This window comes from Paenibacillus sp. B-A-8 (genome assembly GCF_048572915.1).
Lineage (GTDB): Bacteria > Bacillota > Bacilli > Paenibacillales > Paenibacillaceae > Paenibacillus_AQ.
The window spans coordinates 3,650,392-3,671,897 of sequence record NZ_CP183882.1 but is presented as its reverse complement, the minus strand read 5'-3'; the positions used below and the strand labels follow the sequence as shown (position 1 = coordinate 3,671,897).

24 protein-coding genes and 3 pseudogenes are annotated in these 21,506 nt (G+C 40.6%); 10 read left to right on the top strand and 17 right to left on the bottom strand.

What is annotated here, in order from left to right; genetic code table 11:
* Positions 1–24: 24 nt before the first annotated feature.
* Together ACN6MV_RS16340 and ACN6MV_RS16335 are read right to left on the bottom strand one after the other, a co-directional pair.
* Positions 25–2,004 (bottom strand): hypothetical protein, encoded by a 1,980-nt coding sequence (locus ACN6MV_RS16340; RefSeq protein WP_094873098.1) that lies wholly within the window; start codon positions 2,002–2,004, stop codon positions 25–27.
* The gene (locus ACN6MV_RS16335; RefSeq protein ID WP_094873100.1) at positions 1,991–2,665 is read right to left on the bottom strand and encodes a TnsA endonuclease N-terminal domain-containing protein; all 675 of its coding nucleotides are present in this window, start codon (positions 2,663–2,665) and stop codon (positions 1,991–1,993) included. The genes ACN6MV_RS16340 and ACN6MV_RS16335 overlap by 14 nt, the downstream gene beginning before the upstream one ends.
* A gap of 147 nt (positions 2,666–2,812) precedes the next feature.
* On the opposite strand from ACN6MV_RS16335, the gene ACN6MV_RS16330 reads away from it, so the two are divergent.
* Positions 2,813–3,031: a helix-turn-helix domain-containing protein gene (locus tag ACN6MV_RS16330; protein WP_094873101.1), complete on the top strand. Its 219-nt coding sequence runs from the start codon at positions 2,813–2,815 to the stop codon at positions 3,029–3,031.
* Here the strand turns inward: ACN6MV_RS16330 and ACN6MV_RS16325 are convergent.
* Positions 3,026–3,349, bottom strand: coding sequence for a hypothetical protein (locus ACN6MV_RS16325; protein ID WP_094873103.1), 324 nt, complete (start codon positions 3,347–3,349; stop codon positions 3,026–3,028). The genes ACN6MV_RS16330 and ACN6MV_RS16325 overlap by 6 nt on opposite strands.
* A 215-nt stretch (positions 3,350–3,564) precedes the next feature.
* Between ACN6MV_RS16325 and ACN6MV_RS16320 the strand changes: the two genes are divergently transcribed.
* The 3 genes from ACN6MV_RS16320 (at position 3,565) to ACN6MV_RS16310 (ending at position 5,331) form a co-directional block, all read left to right on the top strand.
* Positions 3,565–3,906, top strand: a complete 342-nt coding sequence (locus ACN6MV_RS16320) for a helix-turn-helix domain-containing protein (RefSeq protein ID WP_094873104.1) — start codon at positions 3,565–3,567, stop codon at positions 3,904–3,906.
* 106 nt (positions 3,907–4,012) lie between these two features.
* Entirely contained in the window at positions 4,013–4,846 is an 834-nt protein-coding gene (locus tag ACN6MV_RS16315) for a Ku protein (protein WP_179281708.1), read from the top strand.
* A 350-nt stretch (positions 4,847–5,196) separates the two neighbouring features.
* Entirely contained in the window at positions 5,197–5,331 is a 135-nt protein-coding gene (locus ACN6MV_RS16310) for a hypothetical protein (protein WP_256989969.1), read from the top strand.
* A 266-nt stretch (positions 5,332–5,597) separates the two neighbouring features.
* Here the strand turns inward: ACN6MV_RS16310 and ACN6MV_RS16305 are convergent, their stop codons facing one another.
* Positions 5,598–6,050, bottom strand: a complete 453-nt coding sequence (locus ACN6MV_RS16305) for a putative iron-sulfur cluster-binding metallochaperone (RefSeq protein WP_094873107.1) — start codon at positions 6,048–6,050, stop codon at positions 5,598–5,600.
* A 61-nt stretch (positions 6,051–6,111) separates the two neighbouring features.
* Positions 6,112–6,453, bottom strand: coding sequence for an IS110 family transposase (locus ACN6MV_RS16300; protein WP_256989971.1), 342 nt, complete (start codon positions 6,451–6,453; stop codon positions 6,112–6,114).
* 48 nt (positions 6,454–6,501) lie between these two features.
* Between ACN6MV_RS16300 and ACN6MV_RS16295 the strand changes: the two genes are divergently transcribed.
* A complete protein-coding gene (locus ACN6MV_RS16295) occupies positions 6,502–7,008 on the top strand; it encodes a hypothetical protein (protein WP_256989973.1) in 507 nt (168 codons plus the stop codon).
* Between the two features lie 81 nt (positions 7,009–7,089).
* Here the strand turns inward: ACN6MV_RS16295 and ACN6MV_RS16290 are convergent, their stop codons facing one another.
* Positions 7,090–7,284 (bottom strand): DUF2933 domain-containing protein, encoded by a 195-nt coding sequence (locus ACN6MV_RS16290; RefSeq protein WP_094873110.1) that lies wholly within the window; start codon positions 7,282–7,284, stop codon positions 7,090–7,092.
* A gap of 340 nt (positions 7,285–7,624) precedes the next feature.
* Positions 7,625–7,900: pseudogene (locus ACN6MV_RS16285) on the bottom strand (DUF2935 domain-containing protein); the annotation flags it as partial.
* Between the two features lie 294 nt (positions 7,901–8,194).
* On the opposite strand from ACN6MV_RS16285, the pseudogene ACN6MV_RS16280 reads away from it, so the two are divergent.
* Positions 8,195–8,691: pseudogene (locus ACN6MV_RS16280) on the top strand (acetylglutamate kinase); the annotation flags it as partial.
* 589 nt (positions 8,692–9,280) lie between these two features.
* On the opposite strand, the gene ACN6MV_RS16275 reads toward ACN6MV_RS16280, so the two are convergent.
* On the bottom strand, positions 9,281–9,580 hold the full coding sequence (locus ACN6MV_RS16275) for a hypothetical protein (RefSeq protein WP_094873112.1): 300 nt from the start codon (positions 9,578–9,580) through the stop codon (positions 9,281–9,283).
* A 575-nt stretch (positions 9,581–10,155) separates the two neighbouring features.
* Here ACN6MV_RS16275 and ACN6MV_RS16270 point away from each other — a divergent pair.
* The 3 genes from ACN6MV_RS16270 to ACN6MV_RS16260 are packed head-to-tail and all read left to right on the top strand — an operon-like array spanning position 10,156 to position 13,583.
* The gene (locus ACN6MV_RS16270) at positions 10,156–11,253 is read left to right on the top strand and encodes a Fe(3+) ABC transporter substrate-binding protein (RefSeq protein ID WP_094873149.1); all 1,098 of its coding nucleotides are present in this window, start codon (positions 10,156–10,158) and stop codon (positions 11,251–11,253) included.
* Positions 11,254–11,256: 3 nt separating this feature from the next.
* Positions 11,257–12,906 (top strand): ABC transporter permease, encoded by a 1,650-nt coding sequence (locus tag ACN6MV_RS16265; RefSeq protein ID WP_094873114.1) that lies wholly within the window; start codon positions 11,257–11,259, stop codon positions 12,904–12,906.
* A complete protein-coding gene (locus tag ACN6MV_RS16260; protein WP_038592528.1) occupies positions 12,903–13,583 on the top strand; it encodes an ABC transporter ATP-binding protein in 681 nt (226 codons plus the stop codon). Before ACN6MV_RS16265 ends, ACN6MV_RS16260 begins: the two co-directional genes overlap by 4 nt.
* Positions 13,584–13,896: 313 nt before the next feature.
* On the opposite strand, the pseudogene tnpA reads toward ACN6MV_RS16260, so the two are convergent.
* The 4 genes and pseudogenes from tnpA to arsA form a co-directional block, all read right to left on the bottom strand.
* Positions 13,897–14,374: pseudogene (gene tnpA, locus ACN6MV_RS16255) on the bottom strand (IS200/IS605 family transposase).
* Between the two features lie 375 nt (positions 14,375–14,749).
* Positions 14,750–15,190 carry a MarR family winged helix-turn-helix transcriptional regulator gene (locus ACN6MV_RS16250; RefSeq protein ID WP_094873115.1) on the bottom strand — a complete coding sequence of 147 codons (441 nt, stop codon included), beginning with the start codon at positions 15,188–15,190 and terminating at the stop codon, positions 14,750–14,752.
* Between the two features lie 73 nt (positions 15,191–15,263).
* The gene (locus ACN6MV_RS16245; RefSeq protein ID WP_094873117.1) at positions 15,264–15,536 is read right to left on the bottom strand and encodes a hypothetical protein; all 273 of its coding nucleotides are present in this window, start codon (positions 15,534–15,536) and stop codon (positions 15,264–15,266) included.
* 22 nt (positions 15,537–15,558) lie between these two features.
* Complete coding sequence (arsA, locus tag ACN6MV_RS16240; RefSeq protein WP_094878796.1) at positions 15,559–17,325, bottom strand: arsenical pump-driving ATPase; 1,767 nt, start codon at positions 17,323–17,325, stop codon at positions 15,559–15,561.
* Between the two features lie 276 nt (positions 17,326–17,601).
* On the opposite strand from arsA, the gene ACN6MV_RS16235 reads away from it, so the two are divergent.
* Positions 17,602–18,054 carry a putative iron-sulfur cluster-binding metallochaperone gene (locus tag ACN6MV_RS16235; protein ID WP_094873120.1) on the top strand — a complete coding sequence of 151 codons (453 nt, stop codon included), beginning with the start codon at positions 17,602–17,604 and terminating at the stop codon, positions 18,052–18,054.
* Here ACN6MV_RS16235 and ACN6MV_RS16230 read toward each other — a convergent pair.
* From ACN6MV_RS16230 to ACN6MV_RS16210, 5 genes are all read right to left on the bottom strand, one after another.
* Positions 18,029–18,394: an arsenic metallochaperone ArsD family protein gene (locus ACN6MV_RS16230; protein WP_094873122.1), complete on the bottom strand. Its 366-nt coding sequence runs from the start codon at positions 18,392–18,394 to the stop codon at positions 18,029–18,031. The two genes, ACN6MV_RS16235 and ACN6MV_RS16230, sit on opposite strands and share 26 nt — an antisense overlap.
* Before the next feature lie 57 nt (positions 18,395–18,451).
* Positions 18,452–18,592 (bottom strand): hypothetical protein, encoded by a 141-nt coding sequence (locus tag ACN6MV_RS16225; RefSeq protein WP_179281709.1) that lies wholly within the window; start codon positions 18,590–18,592, stop codon positions 18,452–18,454.
* A 246-nt stretch (positions 18,593–18,838) separates the two neighbouring features.
* Positions 18,839–19,900 (bottom strand): FAD-dependent oxidoreductase, encoded by a 1,062-nt coding sequence (locus ACN6MV_RS16220; RefSeq protein ID WP_094873123.1) that lies wholly within the window; start codon positions 19,898–19,900, stop codon positions 18,839–18,841.
* A 35-nt stretch (positions 19,901–19,935) separates the two neighbouring features.
* Entirely contained in the window at positions 19,936–20,370 is a 435-nt protein-coding gene (locus tag ACN6MV_RS16215) for a MarR family winged helix-turn-helix transcriptional regulator (protein ID WP_094873125.1), read from the bottom strand.
* Positions 20,371–20,400: 30 nt separating this feature from the next.
* The gene (locus ACN6MV_RS16210) at positions 20,401–21,207 is read right to left on the bottom strand and encodes a class I SAM-dependent methyltransferase (protein ID WP_179281710.1); all 807 of its coding nucleotides are present in this window, start codon (positions 21,205–21,207) and stop codon (positions 20,401–20,403) included.
* Positions 21,208–21,506 lie beyond the last annotated feature (299 nt).

Here is a 21,506-nt window from a genome sequence, read left to right as displayed (position 1 = left end):
CCTAAAAATTGAAATGTAAGTAGGTTATTTAGAATTAATGGTCTTGTAATTTGCAAGAAACTCTTCCATCTTACCGGATTGTTGATCTTGGTTATCTCTTACGGTTTTTCTTGCTTTGTCCAGTGCTTCATTCACTTTAACTGCATGTTGTAATGCTGCATCCCGTTCTGAGACACCGTCCATAAAAGGAAAGGAATCTTTGATTACCTCTTCAAGTTGGGTTACCTTGTTGGCACTCTTCTTATTACCGCTCTTGGCTAAATTCATATTGTAACTGTAGTAAACAAAAATCGGATCATCCCACTGTGTAAGATGAATTAATCGGCGTATTACCAAGCGATTGATCGCCTTTCTAGTCTGTAAGGTGTGAGGTGAAATGGACCATTTCCCCGCTGCAGTAAGATATCCGATTTCACTACCATCAGAATGAAAAGCACGAATGGTACGAAGATCATCGACATTTACATGAAGGGAAATTTCTGAACCTATCAAGTGAGCGCTCTGTGAAAGACGATCACTTCGATATTCCACACCCTCAAATTGAATGTAAGGTCTCTTCCCTGATTTTAAGGAACCTCTTACCGTTCTTTTTATTGTGGTTTGAAGAAACAATAACCCGCTGCGGTTATTTTCATCAAGCTGTCGTGGAATCATTCCGTTCGCAAGCCGTTTACCTAATAACTCCAATGGCGATTGATGGTATATGCCACCATGAGGCGTTCCATTGTAATTAGAAATCAGTACATCGACCAGTTCTTTCAAATGTTCAAAGGTGATGTGATACTTTATCGCCATTTTCTCTGGATCGGTTCTTCTTGGATCTTTAGGATGACTTCCGCTAGTATTTGGTAGTCGATGAATCCCTGATTCCTCTAAGGTTTGAAAGAATCGTTCGATAATACCTCTTCTCATAGGTAAATCCACAGGACCTAGATTGGTTGTACATCCGAGCAATTGCCGTAATCGATCTTTTACTAAGCTAGCTAAATGAGACTTGGCATTATCAAAACAAATCACATCAAACACAGCCCATTGGGCCTCAGGGAAAATTTCAGATGGATATCCTCCATCACCATTATAGGTAAGGCCATCAATAGTGAGTTGTGGACGTACATGGGGCATAATGGCATCTCGAATGCACATCATAACATCACTCGCACTATATTCTTTATTTAAAGAAATGTATTTCCCTAGGACATTTCGTGTCGCGACATCAATTATCGTTAAAATCCAGAATCGTTCCAGGATTAATACAACAGTCTCCCCTTCAGGTGTCACTAACTCAACCGAGAAAACACCATCAATTCGATGTGCATCAAATTGAACTTGTTGATAAGGAGTACGGGTAATTGGATGATTTTGTTCCCCTCTACCACTATTTCTGGCTTTTTGTTCAGCATCATGACCATATCTCGAAGCTGCCTTACCAAAGTAATCTTGCCCCAATCGACGGAGGTAACGATATAGTGCACGGCTCCCTAGACGGTCTGTATTAAATGGATATTGACTTAATGGAATCATTTTCTCTTTGCATGCCTCTACAAATTTTTTGTGAATATGTAAGGGCTTCATAGCCGGTTCGAGTGACCTTCTTTTCCGGCCAAGGTACAAATCGTCGATCAATTCCTTAATATCAGGATATTTTTCAAGCAACAACTTAAATTCACCAGATTTTCGAGACGAATTTTGTTTTCGATCCATCATGTTTAAAGCATAGTTCTTTGTAGTTTTGTTTGGTATTAATGCTCGGAAACCCCAAGCTTCACCATTTGGGTCACGAGAGATACATCTAGTGATTATGCGACGTAAATTTCGAGGACTGACTTTCGTGATTTCATAAATCTTCATCTGGCTTGCTTCTCTTTTGAAATACAGCATTACAGCCTCTTTACGCTGTTGATAAATTAATAGATCATCTGCTTCCAAGGACGATTCATCGACTGTAGGCCAAAATTCAGGATTAATCTGATCAGTAAGAAGACCTTCCTTTTCAATCATTCGCATCGGTTTCAGCCCTCCATATCTCCGTACTCAAGCTCCAAAGTTGGTCATTAATATTCGTGAGAGTTTTACCTGTATAGGTTAACCAGTAACATGCAGCCATGACGTCGCCTAAGTTGTATTTCCCATTCATGTGCTCATGTAGAGAACCGATTGTTTGCTTAAACCTGGAGATATTTTTTAAAATATCTTCCGTTTTTTCTTTTGAATGTTGAGCTTTAACAGCTGAGAGCATCTTTAGTCGGTTTTCTAAACCTATTGGATGAACACGGATTATCTTATCAGTCATCAGTTTATGAGCTACACCTTCCTGTTCACACCATTCTTTCTGTGCCTGGATTTGTCGCATATTCCGTGTGTAATTAGGATGTGTAGGAACTAATTCATTTTCATATTTAACTTCAGTATATTCTTCCTCACCATTCGTATATTTGATCCACATATCAAAGATTGAAGTGTGTAACTTTCCATCGATTACAAAACTTATTTCTTTATGTTGTTCACAATAAATTTCTACCAGAGGATTAGTCTCCACTAGTAACCAATGATCAAACTCTAGGTCACTATAGAGAATGACTTCCCGCATCTCTACTTTAGGACCTTCAGAATTCCAATAATTATTACCGTATCTTTTGTTCCGAGGCACAGTTATAGGCACTCTCATATTTAACCCCCTTCTACGTTATTCTGAATATCCTTATTCCCTATAGTTTGGATTCCAAACCCACCACATAAATGTTTTTAGAAATATACTAATTAATTCTCTCTTTGGAAATACTATAGTTAGTAGATTAAGAGAGGAGTTAAAATAATGAATGAAGACTATTGGTACAAAATAATTGGGGGCAATATTCGTTCAAGTCGGGTGACACGTGGCATCACACAAAAAGATCTTGGTTTAAAACTTAATATTTCTAGACCATCAATTGCCAATATCGAGGCTGGGCGACAAAGAATTCAAGTCCACTTTTTATTTCAACTTGCAGAAGCATTAGACACTTCGATTCAAGACTTAATCAACATTTCATAATTTCTTTTTTGACTCTTTCAATCTCTTTTTCAAAGAATTAATCGCATCATGATATAGTTGTTTCATCTCAGGGTTAACATTCCTTGAGGGTTCAATAATGTTTGCATAGGTTATTGAATCAATGTCAAACAACATAATTTCTGTCAAGTCACAAGGGTTGAAAAAAATCGGTATTTCCCACTGACCCTCTATTTGAGCGGTTTTAAACCAATGGAATTTTAACATTGTAGCGTTGGTATAAATCTTCCCGTTAAACTCTAATCCATTCTTCGAGACAGTGGCTAGTCCCAATATAATTGTTAAATTCAATTTACTCATCACCCTCACCTCTTTTGCATTTTACCCATTGCTCTCCAAAACATCAGCTTGAAAGGAATGGTCTTCATTTTCCCTATCTAGTTGATGTACTCAATAATCACTATAACCATTTAACATAAAATAATACGTATACATATCATTTTAATATTATGATATGTATATATACGTGTATCCCATCAGCTCCATTGTTTACACTTACATATAGAGGTGTAATCATGGAAACTTCAATAATCCAGAAAATTGGACAACGAATCCGAGATATTCGAAAGCAAAAAGGATTGTCGCAAGAGCAACTTGCTGAGAAGGCTGGCTTTCACTTTTCATATATTGGTGGAGTTGAAAGAGCTGAAAAAAACATAACATTAGTAAATTTACTGAAAATCGCCGATGCTCTTGAAGTTCAGATTATTGATTTGTTCGTATATACTAAACATCAAAGGTCCGTTTTAAATGAGAAGGACGCTTTGTTAAATCAATTAATGGACACGCTAGTATCTTTGAAAAAGAGTGATCTACGGAAGGTTCATGTATTGCTAAATGAATTTTTCGAAAAATGAACGATATCAATAAAACAAATAAACCGCAATCCTATAAATGGAGAAGCGGTTTATTTGTTTAATTAATGGGAATGACTTTTTACTAGCAACTTTAGGAGGTGCTCCCATGCATACGATATGGAAAGGTGCTATCAGTTTTGGATTAGTTCACATACCGGTTAAATTATATGCTGCCACGGAGGAGAAAGAGATTGCTCTTCATCTTCTCCACAAAAGCTGCCATGGCACAATCAAAAACCAGCGTTATTGCCCCACATGTCAAAGCTCAGTTGAACCGGAAGATCTAATTAAAGGCTATCCACTTGATACAAATCAATATGTAACATTCGAAAAAAATGAGCTAGATCAAATTCAAGAAGATGCTAGCAAGCAGATACGGATTATTGATTTTGTGAAGGAAGAACAAGTGGATTTAATGTTTACTCAGAAGGTTTATTTTCTTGGACCTGATAATCACGGGAGTAATGCATACTATTTACTTCTTAAGGCCCTTGAGGCATCGAAAAGACTGGCGATCGCCAAATTCACGCTTCGTTCTAGCACAAAATTATGTATACTGAAACCTATTGATGGAACTTGTATTCAATTGGCCACCATGTACTACGCGAATGAAATTAGACCATCTGAGAATGTTCCCAACATCCCCAACAACATTTCAGTCGATCCCAATCAGTTGAAGTTAGCCTTACAGATCGTTAAGGGCATGTCAGGGACTTCAGATTTAGCTTCTTATACCAATCCGGAGCAAGAAAGATTACTGGCCGCTATCCAGTCTAAAATTGCCGGCCAAAACATTGTTTTGAAGCCCGTTCAAGAAACTAATGTTGTCGTTGATCTATTAGAAGCGCTTCAAGAAAGCGTTAAAATGAACAAAGGAAAGAAAAAGGTAGCATCAACTAAGGAAAGTGGACGCGGTACCCCTAAAGAAAAGTTAGGATAGCGACTACAAACTAAAAAATACAAATAGCTAAGAACTTGCCTAGATCGCGATGTTCTTAGCTATTTACATGTCTTCCTTGTTCCTCGGGAACATTGGAGAAAGTGAATAAATGTTGCTTCATTAATCTTCCCTTTTTGTATAAGAGGGTAGCTCTTTCACTAAGCATGAAAAGAAGGCAAATCGCTTCCTATGCGTCATTTACCTGTAATAAACTATCTCCACTTCCATCTCGTAAGCCCAAACTTCGTATTCATTCGTTGATTGATGGATTTATCTCCATCCGATGTATGGGTTAAGAAGGTGGGAAATGAGTTAGGAAAGCTGTAGCCGAAGTCTCCATTGGTCAAATCATGATCGTCAAACCAGGAGAGAAAATTCCATTGGATGGCGAAGTCGTTTCCAGGGATTCCAGTGTGAACCAAGCCCCCCATTACTGGAAAATCCTTGCCCGTGAAAAAGCGACCGAGCGGATTCCCTTCCGTTAAGGGTTCATGTTTTATCAAAAGCGATAACATGCAAAGCTCCAGCAATCTCTAGGAATGCTCCACCTTTGATTAGAATCATTGCGGGCTGCGTTGCTAATGGGCATGAGCGGTGTTCAATCGGCTCGCGTTATCTACAGCACAGCTGTCCAATGACACAATGTTGCCTACATAAATGACACAAAGTTACCTACATTGTTATCAATTACATCAGAATATCGTCTTCCTTCTCTTTTCGTAAGAATTGTTGCTGAATAGATGACAAGCGACTAACTCTTGTCAAGGCTCCGAATGAATGTAGTGACATTGCCCAAACAACAGGCTCCTTGGGGATTATTGACCTCACATCCACAACGATTAGCTTGAACTTGTTCTCGTATATGGTCAATTGGATGCTGATTTTCCTGAACAGCTTGTATTAAGCGTTCTCTTGTCCATCCAAAGCAGTAGCAAACAGGTACATCCAATGCATCGTCTTTTTGGAATACCGATACTTTGAGCATATCTTTGCCAAAGGTCTGCACATCGCTAAAATATACAACTTCACAAGATGAATTAGTGCAAAAAGAGTAAGGTAATTCAGGGTTGATGGTTTCTAATGCGGTTGGTTGAAGCATAGCCTTGAGTGTAATCAATTGAATACTTTTACCCTTTTGATGACAAGTAGGACATTGTAAAGGTGTTGTTGGCTTCTCAACGGATGTTTGACAACAGTTATCCATTTTTTATCACTCCCACTATAAATTAATATTTTCTCTTGTTTGCTCATTCGTTCTTAGATTTTCAGCCATTGACTTGTTGAGAGATGGAGAAGTCATGTAAGGATGACAATATTTTCTGGTGAAGCCGGTGGCGGGAATAGAGATTGGGGAACTTTGTCCCCAGCCCATGGATACTTCCTGTGATCGCACTTTGGATATCCACACCTTCTTTTGACGGCTTACCCTCTGACTTGCTTTTTTTCTTTCCGGAACTGTTCTCTTTGAGGTTCAGTCCGGCCAGCCGAATAATCTGCTGTCTATACTCGTAACCGCTTAGATCCCCCACTTCCGCAAGAAATCCCGCCAACGTAACTACAGCCACGCCGGCACGGTAAGCATCTCCCCAGTGCCCGGAATTTGTCACAGTAAACGCTCAACTTCAGCCAGAATCTCTTCGAGCTGTCTGGCGAGGGTGTTTGGAAACGACTTTAAAGGTTCTTCACTTGAATTTGTGATGGAAGCGATATGCAAACAAAAGCAAGTTTTCAAAGGAGCAGCTCACGCTTTTTATTGGAAACCAAAGCTTGGAATCCCCGATATTTATGAAAATGATGAACATCAACTTGCGTTTGGACATTTTTTAAAACAGATTTCTCAGACCCATGAAGAAAAAGATATCCTTGATGAGATTAACCACTTGGACAATCTAGGTATTAAAGGTTTAGGTCCCGCATCAGCTAACATCTTATATTTCCTTCACCCCACCTTGTTTCCACCCTTCAATACAGCGATTTTAAACGGCTATAACCTTCTATTTGGCCGTAACATCAAATTAGGTTCATGGTCTGCATATTTGGATATGCGGCAAGACCTAATTCAATTGAACCAAAGCTATCGCTCACTTCTCTCTATAGATCTGGGGGCTGTTGCCGGTTTAATGTTTCATATAGGATCAGACCGACATAAACTCAATTCTTAGTTAAGAAATTAATTAGATTTTGATAATCAGCAAAAGAGATAGCTCATAAGCACAAGTCGCTTAGGGCTATCTCTTTATTTGCTATTTGGTAAGGCTTAAAAGTTGTTTTTCCAGCCGTTCGTTCTCCACCGTTAACTCATTAAAATCTTGATGAAGTGTCCAATCCATCATAGATTGGTTTGACCGAGAGTCAGTACCATGGCTTCCTTTCATTCCAATCATCATATATATCATCATCAGCGGACAAATCAACAACAGCAATAAAGACCAATCCATTTGTATTCCTCCTATTTAAGTTGTTTTCTTTTTATATTTATATTCTAGTAAACTTATATGTGGATATAATGTTGAAAGAATGTGCATTCTATGTATTTATTGATAATCAAAAAAATGACCCACTCACTGTTCTTAAGGGAAGGATATGACTAATAATTATAGATTACATAAACTGATAGTTTCCTTTAGCTCGTCAACAGATTTCAGGATAGACTCGGAGGCTTTATTGATGATGTTAAGAGAATGCACTTGCGATTCCGATCAAATGAAGCTAGGAACACAAGCAGAAACTCTCCTGCAATTAGATGGACACGAGTAAACAAATAGCACGAGAAAGACTCCTAACTGCCGCTACTGGGGCGGCGGCATTGTGTACTTCTACATTAAATTCTCTGATCGTTTGAGGATCGGTGTTCATTTGGAAAGAATGAGCTCTTCTTTCGATGTCTTCAAAAATAGCTTGGTAATGATTAGCTTCATTGATCAATTGAGTATCTTCGCATCTGAAGCCTAATCGAAGGAACAAAGAGTGTTCTTTCATAATTCGCGACCAAAAACGAATTTCATCTAGTGACCGGGCCACAAAGGCGTCTGACAAATAAATCCCTCCACCCATTCTGTTAATAACTAATGTTACTTACACAACCCCTAAGATTTACTCATTTCCAAAAATATATGGCGCTTGCTTGTTCCATTATGCTCAAGATTATTTGTCTTTTTTCTTTTTTGTCTTGTATTTGTTCTCTACGAATTTTGAACATTTTGGGCGTATTAACCATAATATGGTGGGAACACATTCAAAGGAGGCTAAAGAGTATGTATCCTTATTGGGGATTTAGATATTCCACACAAGGTATACCTTATATTATTCCAAATCAAGTACCAACTTTTCTAACAAGACGGGTTGTTACTATGGGAACAACATGTTGTATGGACCAGAATGGCTATCATTAGTATTATTTTTAATTTACCTGACACCGATTTTGTTTTAACACGTCTCCTCCAAAACGCACCGATATGGGGAATTCACTCAAACCCTTCTATGGAGACAGTACAGCGAAAACATACAGTAATCTGATCAAAGAGCACTTAACAATCGCTGCGGATCTTGTAAAAGCAGCAAAGGCTGGCGATAAAAAATCCGCGGCAGATGCAGAGAAAAGATGGTACTCTAACGCAGACGAGATCGTGGAATTTCTAAGCCGCATTAATCCATATTTATCGAAAGAAGAATTCAGGAAAATGTTCTATGAACATCTGGCATTAACTAAATCAGAAGCGCTGTCGATTCTGAATCAAGATTACAAGTCTGGTATTCAGGTGTTTGACAAAATTGAGAGGGAAGCCTTAGAAATGGCGGATGCAATTACTGACGGAGTGATAAAACAATTTCCACAATTGTTTTGAAATGATAAGATACTATCCCGGCAAAAAGCCTTCAATTCTTTCTCCTCTTAGGAGAGGAAAAAATGAGGGCTTTTTTTGGGCCAATTAATGTATTAGATTACGGTAATTTTAAATCGGAATCGGCAGTGGGCTAACCTATTTGAATTTTAATTATATACCTGAGGTGTTTCTGCTGAACCATAACGCCGCGAAGCTGGCGGGATTGCCTGTACGGAAGTTGCTGAATACTGTATTCAAGCAAAGAAAAGCTACTCCATCACATCTATCCTTGCTGGCATAGAGCGTACCGGAAATCATTAGACAGGGTAATTGTAACAGAGTATGCACTACCGGGGAGAATCGGAGCCTAAATTAAGTAGCATAATTTAACGTCAAAGTTAAATTTACCAGCATTTTAATCACAGCGGGTCATCAGTCACATCATAAGGATAAGGATGATCTACCCCACCTTTACTCCAAAAGTCCAAATTCATTCATTTAAAATACTATTCTGAACACCATTTTATCTGCTCCGCTCTATTCTTCTCATGTAGGATGATTAACTGATTCAACACGAATATCCGCTGAACAATATCTTGCCGCTAAGCCATTATGCGTCGCGAGAATTAATAACACCTTTATGAAACCCTTTTTCGATTCCTGACGATACAATACTCTCCATCGCCTCACATACTACTTCACATGGCCACAATCCATTTTCCCCAACGGGAGTCTTGGAGAGTAATTGGCCAATACTCTGATCGCCACTCTCAGCACGAGCGAACTGGCGGCATAGGCGACGAACTTCAGAAATCCACTTATCAAGCGCGACAGCATCGATTTTTCCATTTTCATCAGTTCCAGGAATCTTAGTTATCTGATCGAGTAGGTGACGAGCAGCTGAAGCCATGACTGCCCGCTGTTCGGGGTTACACTAACTGCTGTTATAGCATTTCCAATTTGGAGTGAAACCGTAGGTGTTCTTATCAGTAGTGGAAGTATGCTGGAAGAAAAGTTAGCTATGGCCCTGGCATTACTAATAGTTTCGTTCTCTATAACATTTTTAATTTCTTCAGTAAAGATAGCACTTGAATCAATTCTATTGATGCACTCAAGTGTTTGTTAATTGACACAAACCTCCTTCGAACGCACTCAAAGGAAAGTACGCTCACTCGTAGCAAATGGAACTTTCCAACCATGACTTCAAATCCTTGCTTCTTTGCCTCAGTTTCGCTATGTCAAACGGATGCAATTTCGGGAATAGTTTGTGTAAACTCATAAAATTCTTATATATGGAATTTATTCAACAAGGAAGTGGCTAAAGATGCTCGTTTTCAATTTCTTTTTGAATTTCCTTGATAATTGAGTTTTATTTTTATTGACATAAAGAGATCATAAAAGTTATCATATCCCTTAATGAGAATGAGAATGAGAATGAGAATCATTATAATTTCAGGGGGATGTTTTGGTATGATGAATATTGGTATGATGAATAGAAAGTTTTTAGTTCCATTGCTTACAGGAATCTTGACTGTCGGACTGTTGGCAGGCTGCGGCGCCAACAAGACCAATGAAACAAGCGCCGTTAACTCGGGGGAGAACCAGCCAACTGCAACTGCACAGGCTGCTGAGCAAGTAGTAAATGTTTATTCCGCTCGCAGTTATGACGTAGACGCCCTGCTGTATGAAAAATTCACTGCGGAAAGCGGAATCAAAGTAAATCTTATCGATGGCAAAGCAGAGGAATTGATTGAGCGTCTTAAGCGTGAAGGAGAAAGCACACAGGCTGACTTGTTCCTTACCGTTGACGGAGGCGTATTGAACAATGCCAAGCAGTCCGGATTGCTTCAGCCGGTAACTTCGGAAACCATCGATCAAAACGTACCTCAAGAACTTCGTGATCCCGACAATGAGTGGATCGGACTTTCCACACGCGCCCGTGTGATTGTATACGCTAAGGATCGGGTTAAACCCGAACAACTGTCCACCTACGAGGATCTGACAAACCCTGCTTGGAAAGGTAAAGTACTTGTCCGTCCTTCCTCAAGCTTGTATAACCAGTCCCTTCTGTCGTCATTCATTGAACTGAACGGAGAGGTGAACGCTGAAGAGTGGTCCAAAGGACTTGTTGCCAACTTGGCCCGTACTCCTGAAGGAAACGACCGTGACCAGGCGAAAGCTATCGTTGCCGGTGTGGGCGATGTTGCGATTATGAATACTTACTATGTAGGTCTGCTGCTGAACTCGGATGATCCTGAAGAAGTGAAGGTCGGGCAAAACATCGGTGTATTCTTCCCGAACCAGGAAACAACAGGCGCTCATGTAAATATCAGCGGCGCAGGAGTAATCAAACACAGCAAGAATACGGAAAATGCCTTGAAGCTCATTGAATTCCTGACCGGCGTAGAAGCGCAGACCATGGTTACCAATGAAAACTATGAGTTCCCGGTAAATGCAAAAACAGAGCTGCCTGAACTGCTCAAAACCTGGGGAACTTTCAAAGCGCAGCAAATCGATTTCAACAAACTGGGCGTTCACAATGCCAAGGCGATTGAGATCATGAACAAAACAGGCTGGAAATAACATATGCATCTAAACGCAGTTAAGGTAAAGTTAAAAAGACGCCTTAGCGTTTGGCGGATCGTAAGCTTAGCGGGGGCAGCAGTCATTTTGCTGCCCATTTTTTTCGTATTCCTCTCGATCTTTGATCCGCCGAACGAAAACTGGGTGCAAATCAGGCAGTATCTGGTCAAGGATTATATTTCCCAGACGGTTCAGCTGACAATGACGGTTGCCGTACTTACAGGACTGCTCGGTGTCACGCTAGCCTGGCTAGTAGCGGTGTTTGATTTTCCGGGGAAACGGTTCTTCAGGTGGGCACTGGTCCTGCCTTTGGCGATTCCTCCTTATATTGCCGCATTTACGTACAGCACGATGTTCAGCTACACCGGTGTTGTCCAGACCACTCTTCGGAACCGGCTCGGGATCGTCCCCGATCAGGAACTTATTACGTTTTCTTCAATGCGGGGCGCGGTTATTGTATTCACCTTGTTTCTGTTCCCTTACGTATACCTGATCACCAAATCGTTCCTGGAAAAACAGAGCGCTTCTTATATTGAGAACGCCCGGCTGCTTGGAAGAAATGGCTGGTCCATTTATATCCGTATCGCCCTTCCATTATCCCGGCCGGCCATTGCAGGTAGCGTCAGTCTGGTCATGTTCGAGGTGCTGAGCGATTACGGAGTCACCAGCTATTTCGGAATACAGACCGTGTCTACGGCAATTTTTCAGACCTGGTTCGGGATGTACGATGCCGATTCGGCCATGCGCCTTGCCGCCTGGCTGATGATTATTGTGCTAGGCCTGTTCTTTGTCGAAATGCTGCTTCGCAAACGGCGGGCTTACAGCTCTACAACCAGCAAATCGAGACCGCTTGTGCCAAGACGACTTACCGGATTGCCGGGAATATCGGCAGCCGTGTTTTGTATGATTGTCTGGTGTGCATCTTTCCTGTTTCCGCTTCTTCAATTGATCGAATGGGCCAGTTGGACCTTCGACACCATGTGGAATGGGGACTTTGTCCATCTTGTCTATCAGACCTTGTCCGTGGCTGCTGTTTCCACACTGATTATTATGGTGTTTGCGCTGATTGTAGCCGCTGCGAATCGTTCGCGTTCTACAGCTTCATTTTTTCTCTCCAAAGCGGTAACCGCCGGCTACTCCATTCCTGGAGCGATTATTGCCATCGGCGTGCTGGTCGTGTTCCTGCAGTTGGATAAAGGTTGGGCCGCTGTTCATCATCAGTTTGCATTAAACGGAACACCTCTGGTGCTCAGTTTAACCCTGGCCATGCTGGTTATGGGCTATGTGATCCGGTTTATGGCTACAGGATTCAATGCTGTGGAAGTCGGATTTGAGAAAACGGGACAGAAATTTACGGAAGCATCCAGGATGCTGGGGCTTGGGATGACGAAAACATTTATTAAAGTGGATCTGCCTTTGATCAAGGGGGCGGTAATGAGCGGTTGTATCTTAACCTTTGTGGAAATCTGCAAGGAACTTCCGCTTGCTTTGATACTCAGACCTTTCAATTTCGAGACCCTGGCTACAAAAGCTTACCGGTACGCGAACGACGAACAAATTTTCGAAGCATCCATCCCGTCTCTGCTTATTATCTTCATCAGCTTCATCTCGGTTTATGTAATGCATCGCTTAGACAGGAAGTGGGAAAAATGAGTATTGTAGAAATCCATAATCTTTCGTTCTCTTACGGACGGGGGATTCCCCCGGTTATCGAACGGTTCTCCTGCTCCATTGAAAAAGGGGATATTGTCGGCATTGTCGGCGCAAGCGGCAACGGAAAAAGCACGCTGCTGCGGCTGATCGCGGGCCTGGAGATTCCGGCTGGAGGGGAAATCCGGATTAACGGCGCTCCTGTGGTCAATGAAAGTACCTTTGTACAGCCGGAGCAACGGGGTGTCGGGATGGTATTCCAGGATTACGCGCTTTTTCCTCATATGAATGTCCGGAAAAATATCGAGTTCGCCCTTCACCGGCTTCCGAGAAAAGAGCGGGCCAAGCGTCTGGAGGAAATGCTTGACCTTGTCCAGCTTGGCGAATTCAAGGAACGTTATCCCCATGAGCTCAGCGGCGGGCAGCAGCAACGGGTGGCGCTCGCTCGGGCGCTGGCGCAGAAGCCGACGATTCTGCTGATGGACGAACCTTTCAGCAACCTCGATGCGGGGCTAAAGGAATCGATCCGTTCCGAGCTGCGGACGATCTTAAAGAAAGCGGAGATGACCTGCCTGTTTGTTACCCATGACCGGCAGGACGTCGAAGCAATAAGTGACCGCTCGATACATCTAAGATCAGAGCCAGATTTAACTGAGCGGAAATTAGTTTTTTATTCATAAAACATTCGCAACATTCAATGGCCTGTATTTACCCTGCATACACTACCATCGTCGCTTATTTACGACTTTTTCAAAAAAAATGTTTACGGTAATAGGAACAAGCTCTTGTCCATTCTTGGCAATGGGTACAAGTTCTTGTCCCGAGCAAAGGACAAGAACTTGTACCCATAAAATCAGGACCACCCGTCCAACGGGTGGTTTGCTCTTGGGGTATAACCCCCTGTTGCCAAACTGCGCCTAAAGACGCTAGCCTGACCACACATTTGTTCAGGCTCAGTGTAATTTATCATTTTCACTTACCCGTTAAACGGGCTTATTTCTTTTTGTTCCTTTTGTCACTGAATGGATCTTCGTATTCTTTTACACTCAATTTATCTATGGCTTGGTCATGTGCTTCTTGTTCACGAATGTATTTGGCTACGGTGGCTTCATTTAAACCCACGGTGCTTACATAGTACTCTTCCGCCCAAAATTTTCGATTCCCATACTTATAATTTAGCCCAGCATGCTTCTCAAAGATCATGAGCGAACTTTTCCCCTTCAGATATCCCATGAACGTGGACACGGCGATCTTTCGGCGGTATCGCTACCAGCATGTGTACGTGATCTGGCATCATGTGAGTGACCCTCTATGATCTCGACCCCTTGTATTTACATAAACGCTTGAAGATTTCGATCAAATCTTTCCTCACTTGATTATATATTTCTTTCCGTCTATACTTCGGGGTGAACACGATATGGTATTTGCATATCCACTTCGTGTGAGCTAGACTATAGCTCTTGATTGCCATCTATGACCATTCCTTTCCTTTGAGCCTGAACATCTCAATTCTATCGGAATGGTCTTGGTGGTCAAACCCTCGTTCCCTCCACCCGCATAGCGGGTGGTTTTTTGTTTCGTGCGTTTCACGCACTCAACTGGCTTAAGCCATAATAAAAAATCCGCGCCCTGCGCGGATTTCAAAAGGTATATGTTCTTGTCCTCTTACAACATTTGGTTATCATATCTTCGATATCTTCAGCTGCTATGTGATCGATCTAAACTGCAGGATCATTCGTCGTAAGGTATACTAACTCCTTGGCTAAATCAACAAAATTCCCTCCCTAATCGAGAGGATTAGATGTTATGAATTTGCAAAATGCAACGATACGAATGTTTCATATCCTTATGGTGAACAACACACTTTTGATTTAGCCATAGAATCATTAAGCAACTGAATAGAACGAATAACAGTTTGGCGCTCAAACTCATTCATATGCGAAAATACTTCCGTTAAATATGAATTCATTTGTTGATCAATCGTTTCAGCAATAAACTTTCCTTCAACAGTTAGGGAAAGGACATAGATACGACGATCACTAGGATCTGGTGTCTTTTGTACAAGCTTCATTTTAACTAAAGTTTGGATCTGACGGCTAAATGTTGTAATATCTGTTCCAAGTGTATCGGCTACTTGTTGTATGTTAGGATTATGCTGTTTATCTATTTCATATAGGATGTGGCTCTGTATGGGAGAGATATCAATTCCACCCGCTGTACAGCATACTTTATTCAATACTCCGAATCTCCGAGTCATAATCTGAAACATATCCCGCAAATTTTCCAAGTGACTTACCTCCTGTCCTTTCCCTTAGTTATACTTTATTTATTTGCATTATGCAAGTATTACATAATGGAATTTAACAGCAGCTAGATCCTTCATTCAGTATCACTAAATTCCCTTCATCTAAGTCTAAAATAATGTTGTTTAAAATAGTAACTCTCTCTGGCTCTATCACAACTTGAATATCATTAATGGTTTGAATATGATCCTCTATTTTCGCATCATCCAATGCAAGGTTTACATTTGGGTCACAACATCCTGAACTTGTTTGGGATATACGAAGGATCTTTCCTTCATTATCTTTCATGATGTTCTCAATGAATACTTTAGCACTATCCGAAATCTTCATATTCTCTTCCTCCAGGTCATTTTTAGTTTGTTACTAATTGTTTGAGTGCTTGATAACCAATAATCTCTTGATTATGCAATGGAATAACAACGAAATTTCCATCGGATGTGTCTTTCACGCGCTGAATCCATAGTTGTTCTCCCAATGCTCTTGTGTGAAGAATTGGATCTTGGGTATGAGTCATGATCATACTCTGGTTCACAACCCACCACTTTGGTGTAATTCCAGCACGTTGTAGATCCACAGACAGTCGTTCCGCCTCATAAACCGGTGTTGTCTCTGCAAGAGTTACAATGACAATACTTGTTTCTTGTTCATTCCGTAATCGAGGTAATAAGTTTTGAACAGATACAGGGACTTCACCTGAAGAATTTGCAATTTCTTTATGGTAAGATTCCGTAGCATCGAGTAGCAGTAGTGTATGACCTGATGGAGCTGTGTCTATCACGACAATCTCATTGTCCGCACGCTCGACAATATTAGCAAAAGCACGAAATACAGCAATTTCTTCGGTACACGGAGAATTTAGTTCTTCTTCTGCGTAAGCAACACCTTGTTCATCCATAGTTTCACGTGCTCTGTTTAAGACTTCCTCTCTGTATTTTTCAACTTCTTCTTTTTGATCAATTTTACTCATCGAGATGAGTGTCTTAATATCTTCATGCATGACATAATCAAGATGAGCAGCTGGATCCGTTGTTGTTAGATGAACCTTTTTGCCGCGTTCTGCTAATCCAACAGCAATTGCACTCGCCACAGTTGTCTTGCCAACGCCCCCTTTACCCATCGTGAAAACTACTCTTTGATTACGCTCTATAATATCATCAAGAATTGTAGTCAGATGAGGATAATTCACATCCGTTAGTTCTGAGATTTGATCTGGGATGCTTTGCGTTTCGTCGAAAAGTTTGCGCACATTTTCTACACCTGTAATATTAAATGGCACTAGTGGGACAGCCCATGTAGCAAGTGTCTTTAATGCTTCAGGAATGCGGTTTAGAGCTTCTTCTTGACGTGTAGCGAAAGCGGCTGCCGTAGCATCGGATAACATAGGATGATTCAATAACCCGTTAATGATAAGCATTTGGTTACGAATTCCCGTGTCAGCTAACTCTTTTGAAGCACGAGCTGCTTCTTGTAGTGGCGCAGTATCTGCTCTAGTGACAAGCACTAACGACGTTTGCATGGGATCAGATAATACCTTCACCGTTTGTTCGTATACGTCTTTCCGTTCGTTTAACCCAGCGAGTAATCCCATACTTGTGGTTCCTTCTGTACTATCCTCTAAGAACTCATTCCATGCATTGGGTAGTTGAAGCAATCTTAAAGTGTGTCCAGTTGGTGCTGTATCAAAAACAATATGATCGAATTCAGCCTGGATTTTCTTATCCGTTAACAGTGTAGAAAATTCATTAAACGATGCGATTTCTACCGTACATGATCCGGAAAGTTGTTCCTCCATTTGTTGAATGACCACATCAGGGAGCTTTCCACGATAGGGACCAACTACGCTTTCTCTATATTCTTGAGCCGCTTGATCAGGATCCAAATTTGCAACATAAAGATTCTGCACTTCCGGTATTTCCTTGTAATGCATATCTAATTTCGTATTAAATACATCTTGTAAATTGGACGCGGGATCTGTGCTTACCAATAGAACTTTCTTTCCTTGATCTGCTAAAGATATAGCTGTTGCACATGCTGTTGAAGTTTTACCAACTCCACCTTTACCAGTGAAAAATAAATAAGGTGTAATATCAATTTTATTAACATCAAATAATGGAATCATCTGTAGTACCTCCCAGGTTGTTTTAATTATTGGATCTTTTTTAGAAGATTGTTGCTTTTAATTGCGTATGCTACAATAGTACCGGACATTTGTTTGTACAGGGTAAAGAACAATGGGATGCGTTTTGTTATGGAGATTTTAGCGATTTTCCGAAGACGGAAGTGTTTGTATTAAACGGAATGGGAAATATCGTTATCGCCAACGATACTTGTACGTGTAAGGAAGCCAGATTTACACCTATTCGCACATTCAAAACTGTATAAGGAGTGATAAAAAATGGATAGCTGTTGTCAAACATCCACAGAAAAACCAACAATACCTTCTCAATGCCCTGGTTGTCACCAAAAAGGCAAAAGCATTCAAACGATTACGCTCAAAGCATTGCTTCAACCAACAGCGTTAGAAACTATTCACGCTGAATCGACTTACTCTTTTTGCTCTAATTCATCTTGCGAAGTTGTTTATTTTAGCTATGATCAGACCTTTGACAAAGATATGCTCAAAGTATCGGTGTTCCAAAAAGACGATGCGCTGGATGTCCCTGTTTGCTACTGCTTTGGATGGACAAGAGAACGTTTAATAAAAGCTGTTCAAGAAAATCAGTATCCAATTAAACATATACGAGAGCAAGTTCAAGCTAATCGTTGTGGATGTGAGATTAATAACCCACAAGGTGCCTGTTGTTTGGGCAATGTCACTACATTCATTCGGAATCTTGACAAGAGTTAATTTGAATATTCACCGTTTGTTTTTTTAATATCTCTTCGACGGAAATATTGAGCCATTCTGAAAGCTCTTCATTAGATGGGAAATCTTGAGTTTTTACGACTTCCCCATTAACTATTGTGATAGGTAAATTGTTCAAATCAGCATCCATTAGCGTCTTTACTTGTTCATTAGAATTAAATACTTCTGTATGGCTTAGTAAACTATATCTGTTAATGTCATAACCTTTTACAAATAAATTATTAGCAGCTGCAGAGAAACGAATGGAATTCATTTTAGCTTTAGGATCTGTAACGTTGGTTGAACAACATCCCCCTGAATCAAACACATCGATTTTTTTCATGGTAGTGGTCTCCTTTTTCGATTCAAATCAAATGATGTAACGGTAAATCCCAAATAACTAATTCTCATCTGCAGGACAACACCCCTTATCTTCGGGTTCATTACAACATGTTTCTTCATTTTCGATATTCACTTTTCGTTGAACCTTAGCATCTGGACAACAAATTTCATCTGTAAACTTAACTGAGTCATTATTCATTACCTCTCACCTCCTTACAATGGCACGGAATATTATTTGCGTTATGCAAATATATAAAATGAAAAATATACATGATTATCCTACCAATCGACTGAAATAACATAAAAATCGGGCGTTTTATTATCAACTGTTGTTTTCATTATATTATAATTATTTGCAAAATGCAAATATAAAATTAATCAACTCCATTCATCCCAATACATCCATGTATTATTCAAAACTGACTGTATTTGATTAGTTCAGGAGTTATGGTTTTCGAAGGAACCGTGTAATATGTTGTACAACATATTTAGCATCTGCTCCTACACCTCGTATCGTAGCTGACGCAAATGACCGCTGATTCGCTAATCCTACATAATACAGTCCCGGAACTTCTGTGCTCACACCGGCAACATGCTGTGGTCTGCCATCCATAGCAAGCGCACCAGTCTGATGAAGAAACGGAATATTAGGACGATAGCCCGTGGCAAATATCACACTGTCGACGGGTTCCTTATCTCCATTCGCCCAAATGACACCTTCAGGATAAAAACCTGAGAACATTTGTTTTTGATTCGGATTGCCGTTGTCTATTTTCTTACGGTATCCACCAAGGTCGAATACAGAAACGGGACTCGGAGGTTCCTTACCGATTCGATAGAATGGAAATGTATCAACTCCAGTCATTTTCAACCAGAAATGAAGATCAAGCCCTAGAAATCGTTGACGAGTAAATTTGACTGGATGTTGAACAGCTAAAGATACGGTGGCATAATCGGCCAGTTCTACTGCGATTTGAACGCCCGAGTTTCCCCGTCCCACAACGATAACACGCTGCTCGCGAAACGGTTCAGGTCGTTTATATTCGGACGAATGAAGAAGGTTTCCTTGAAAAGACTCAGTTCCAGGAAGATTAGGAATATATGGACGATGAAAAGAACCCGATGCGCTAATAGTCGATTTGGTTCGATATCTCTTGCCATTTAAAGTTATGATATCAAAGCCGCCGTTGACAGCTTCGACTCGTTCCACTTTGCTATTTAACATTAATGGAAGTTTGAACTTCTCAGCGTATACACGTAGATAGGAGATGACCTCATCACGTAACGGGTACTCGTTTGAATCTTTTGGGAAAGCGAAACCTGGTAATGACGAATATCGTGCAGGAGAAAACAACTTAAGGCTATCATAATATTGTGGCCAAGCCCCCCCCGGCTGATCACCGGCTTCCAAGATCATGAAATCCAGTCCAGCCTTTTGCAAATGATAACCGGATGCGAGACCCGCCTGCCCACCACCAATGACAATGGTATCTACAACTTTGGACATTGTTGTTCATCCTTTCTTTTTAACCGAGAATGTAGTTAACAGCAGTTATTCTTATTTAACGCATAGATCAACAGTTCTAGGCTCTCTGTAACCTGCTCCCGTTTGTTCTCCGGTATATCATTCATAATCTTTCCAAAGTATGCATTAAGAACAGCACTAATTTGCTCATTTAAAACCTGTCCCTTGGTTGAAAGCATCAGCTTCACATAACGCCTATTGTTCGGATCAATAATTCTTTCAACCCAATGATCTGCTACTAAGTTATTTACCGTTCTGCTCATGGTGCTTTTATCCAGATTAAGTACATTAGCCAGATCTATGAGTGAGATTTCACCCGCAAGCCCAATTTCCATAATAGCATGGCATTGTCCGATCGTTGCTCCGCAACACATGAGTTGTGTTTTCTCTAGAGCACCAATGTTTTTATCGAAAGCTCTCATTAAATTCCTAAGTAAATCTACATTTTCCATGGTTTCACCTCAATAATGAATAGAGAAATATTACGAACCTTTAACCCCTTTATACAGGCTATATCCTATCTTGCCATCTAGTACAGCTTTAAAAAAAATCTTCTCGTTCTCCATAACCTTAAATACACCTTTAATTCCATGCTTCTGCACAATCCGTTTCAAGGTTATCAGTCTTTCGGGTAAAGTAAGCAGCTTCGAATGATGCTTAACATCTCGATCTTTTCGAACCTTCCAGAATTTTTCCGGTTGTGACCATTCTTCATACTCCGCAATAATGTTGACGACACCCGATTTTCTCAGCATTTCATTCCATTGCTCTAATTCCAAAGGAGTCGTTCCGTACCTTTCAGCTAGTTCTTCCTTCTCATTTTCCGTCACTTGCTTTTTCCAGATGGATTCATGGATCACTACGGTACCACCAGGTTTCACAACACGCACCATTTCATTCAGAACCTGTTCTGAATCATCCGGGATTCCAACCGCACATTCATTAATTACCACATCAAAGGTATCATCACCAAAGGGTAAAGCCTGAGAATCTCCCTGACGGAAGGAGACACAGCCCGTCATACCGGCCAATCTAGCAGAGTTCGACGCGGACTCGATCATTTTTACTGAGATGTCTAATCCAGTCACCTGAACCCCATAGTTCTCTGCATAAAATATTGCTTGAGTTCCTCTTCCACTGGATACATCCAAAACCCGCATCCCCTGTTTAAGCTCTGCAATCTCTGCAGTGCGTTTAGTTAAAGCAAAGCCTCCAGGATGCAGTGTTTCTATTCCACTAATCTCAATGGCATCCTCAATGGTTGGTTGATGTATTCCTTTTCTTTTCATCTTCATCCCTCCCACTAAAATGTAACACACAACTGTTGTATTTTACAACAGTTAAATAAAAAAAGACTATGTCCGTTTGGAAATAGTCTTCACATGGTAGAATTTTATTGATTGTGAAGGGTAAATGTCAGAAGAAAATAATGTTTTAGACTGAAAATTATCAAGACCTAAACTTATGAAAATCAAATAAAATATAGAGTTCTACATATTATGCATGACTAATATGTGGAACCCTTTATGTTTAACTCCCTCGATACGATATAGTTTTCTCACTAATACTCGCTTATTCGCAGGATTTC

Coding starts and splice junctions, on each gene's coding strand:
- ACN6MV_RS16260 (WP_038592528.1), top strand. CDS start 12,903: ATGAGTATTGTAGAAATCCATAATCTTTCGTTCTCTTACGGACGGGGG.
- ACN6MV_RS16225 (WP_179281709.1), bottom strand. CDS start 18,592: ATGAATAATGACTCAGTTAAGTTTACAGATGAAATTTGTTGTCCAGAT.
- ACN6MV_RS16335 (WP_094873100.1), bottom strand. CDS start 2,665: ATGAGAGTGCCTATAACTGTGCCTCGGAACAAAAGATACGGTAATAAT.
- ACN6MV_RS16305 (WP_094873107.1), bottom strand. CDS start 6,050: ATGGATAACTGTTGTCAAACATCCGTTGAGAAGCCAACAACACCTTTA.
- ACN6MV_RS16275 (WP_094873112.1), bottom strand. CDS start 9,580: ATGGCTTCAGCTGCTCGTCACCTACTCGATCAGATAACTAAGATTCCT.
- ACN6MV_RS16340 (WP_094873098.1), bottom strand. CDS start 2,004: ATGCGAATGATTGAAAAGGAAGGTCTTCTTACTGATCAGATTAATCCT.
- ACN6MV_RS16215 (WP_094873125.1), bottom strand. CDS start 20,370: ATGGAAAATGTAGATTTACTTAGGAATTTAATGAGAGCTTTCGATAAA.
- arsA (WP_094878796.1), bottom strand. CDS start 17,325: ATGATTCCATTATTTGATGTTAATAAAATTGATATTACACCTTATTTA.
- ACN6MV_RS16310 (WP_256989969.1), top strand. CDS start 5,197: ATGATCGTCAAACCAGGAGAGAAAATTCCATTGGATGGCGAAGTCGTT.
- ACN6MV_RS16330 (WP_094873101.1), top strand. CDS start 2,813: ATGAATGAAGACTATTGGTACAAAATAATTGGGGGCAATATTCGTTCA.
- ACN6MV_RS16265 (WP_094873114.1), top strand. CDS start 11,257: ATGCATCTAAACGCAGTTAAGGTAAAGTTAAAAAGACGCCTTAGCGTT.
- ACN6MV_RS16325 (WP_094873103.1), bottom strand. CDS start 3,349: ATGAGTAAATTGAATTTAACAATTATATTGGGACTAGCCACTGTCTCG.
- ACN6MV_RS16270 (WP_094873149.1), top strand. CDS start 10,156: ATGATGAATAGAAAGTTTTTAGTTCCATTGCTTACAGGAATCTTGACT.
- ACN6MV_RS16235 (WP_094873120.1), top strand. CDS start 17,602: ATGGATAGCTGTTGTCAAACATCCACAGAAAAACCAACAATACCTTCT.
- ACN6MV_RS16320 (WP_094873104.1), top strand. CDS start 3,565: ATGGAAACTTCAATAATCCAGAAAATTGGACAACGAATCCGAGATATT.
- ACN6MV_RS16230 (WP_094873122.1), bottom strand. CDS start 18,394: ATGAAAAAAATCGATGTGTTTGATTCAGGGGGATGTTGTTCAACCAAC.
- ACN6MV_RS16220 (WP_094873123.1), bottom strand. CDS start 19,900: ATGTCCAAAGTTGTAGATACCATTGTCATTGGTGGTGGGCAGGCGGGT.
- ACN6MV_RS16290 (WP_094873110.1), bottom strand. CDS start 7,284: ATGGATTGGTCTTTATTGCTGTTGTTGATTTGTCCGCTGATGATGATA.
- ACN6MV_RS16315 (WP_179281708.1), top strand. CDS start 4,013: ATGCATACGATATGGAAAGGTGCTATCAGTTTTGGATTAGTTCACATA.
- ACN6MV_RS16245 (WP_094873117.1), bottom strand. CDS start 15,536: ATGAAGATTTCGGATAGTGCTAAAGTATTCATTGAGAACATCATGAAA.
- ACN6MV_RS16210 (WP_179281710.1), bottom strand. CDS start 21,207: ATGAAAAGAAAAGGAATACATCAACCAACCATTGAGGATGCCATTGAG.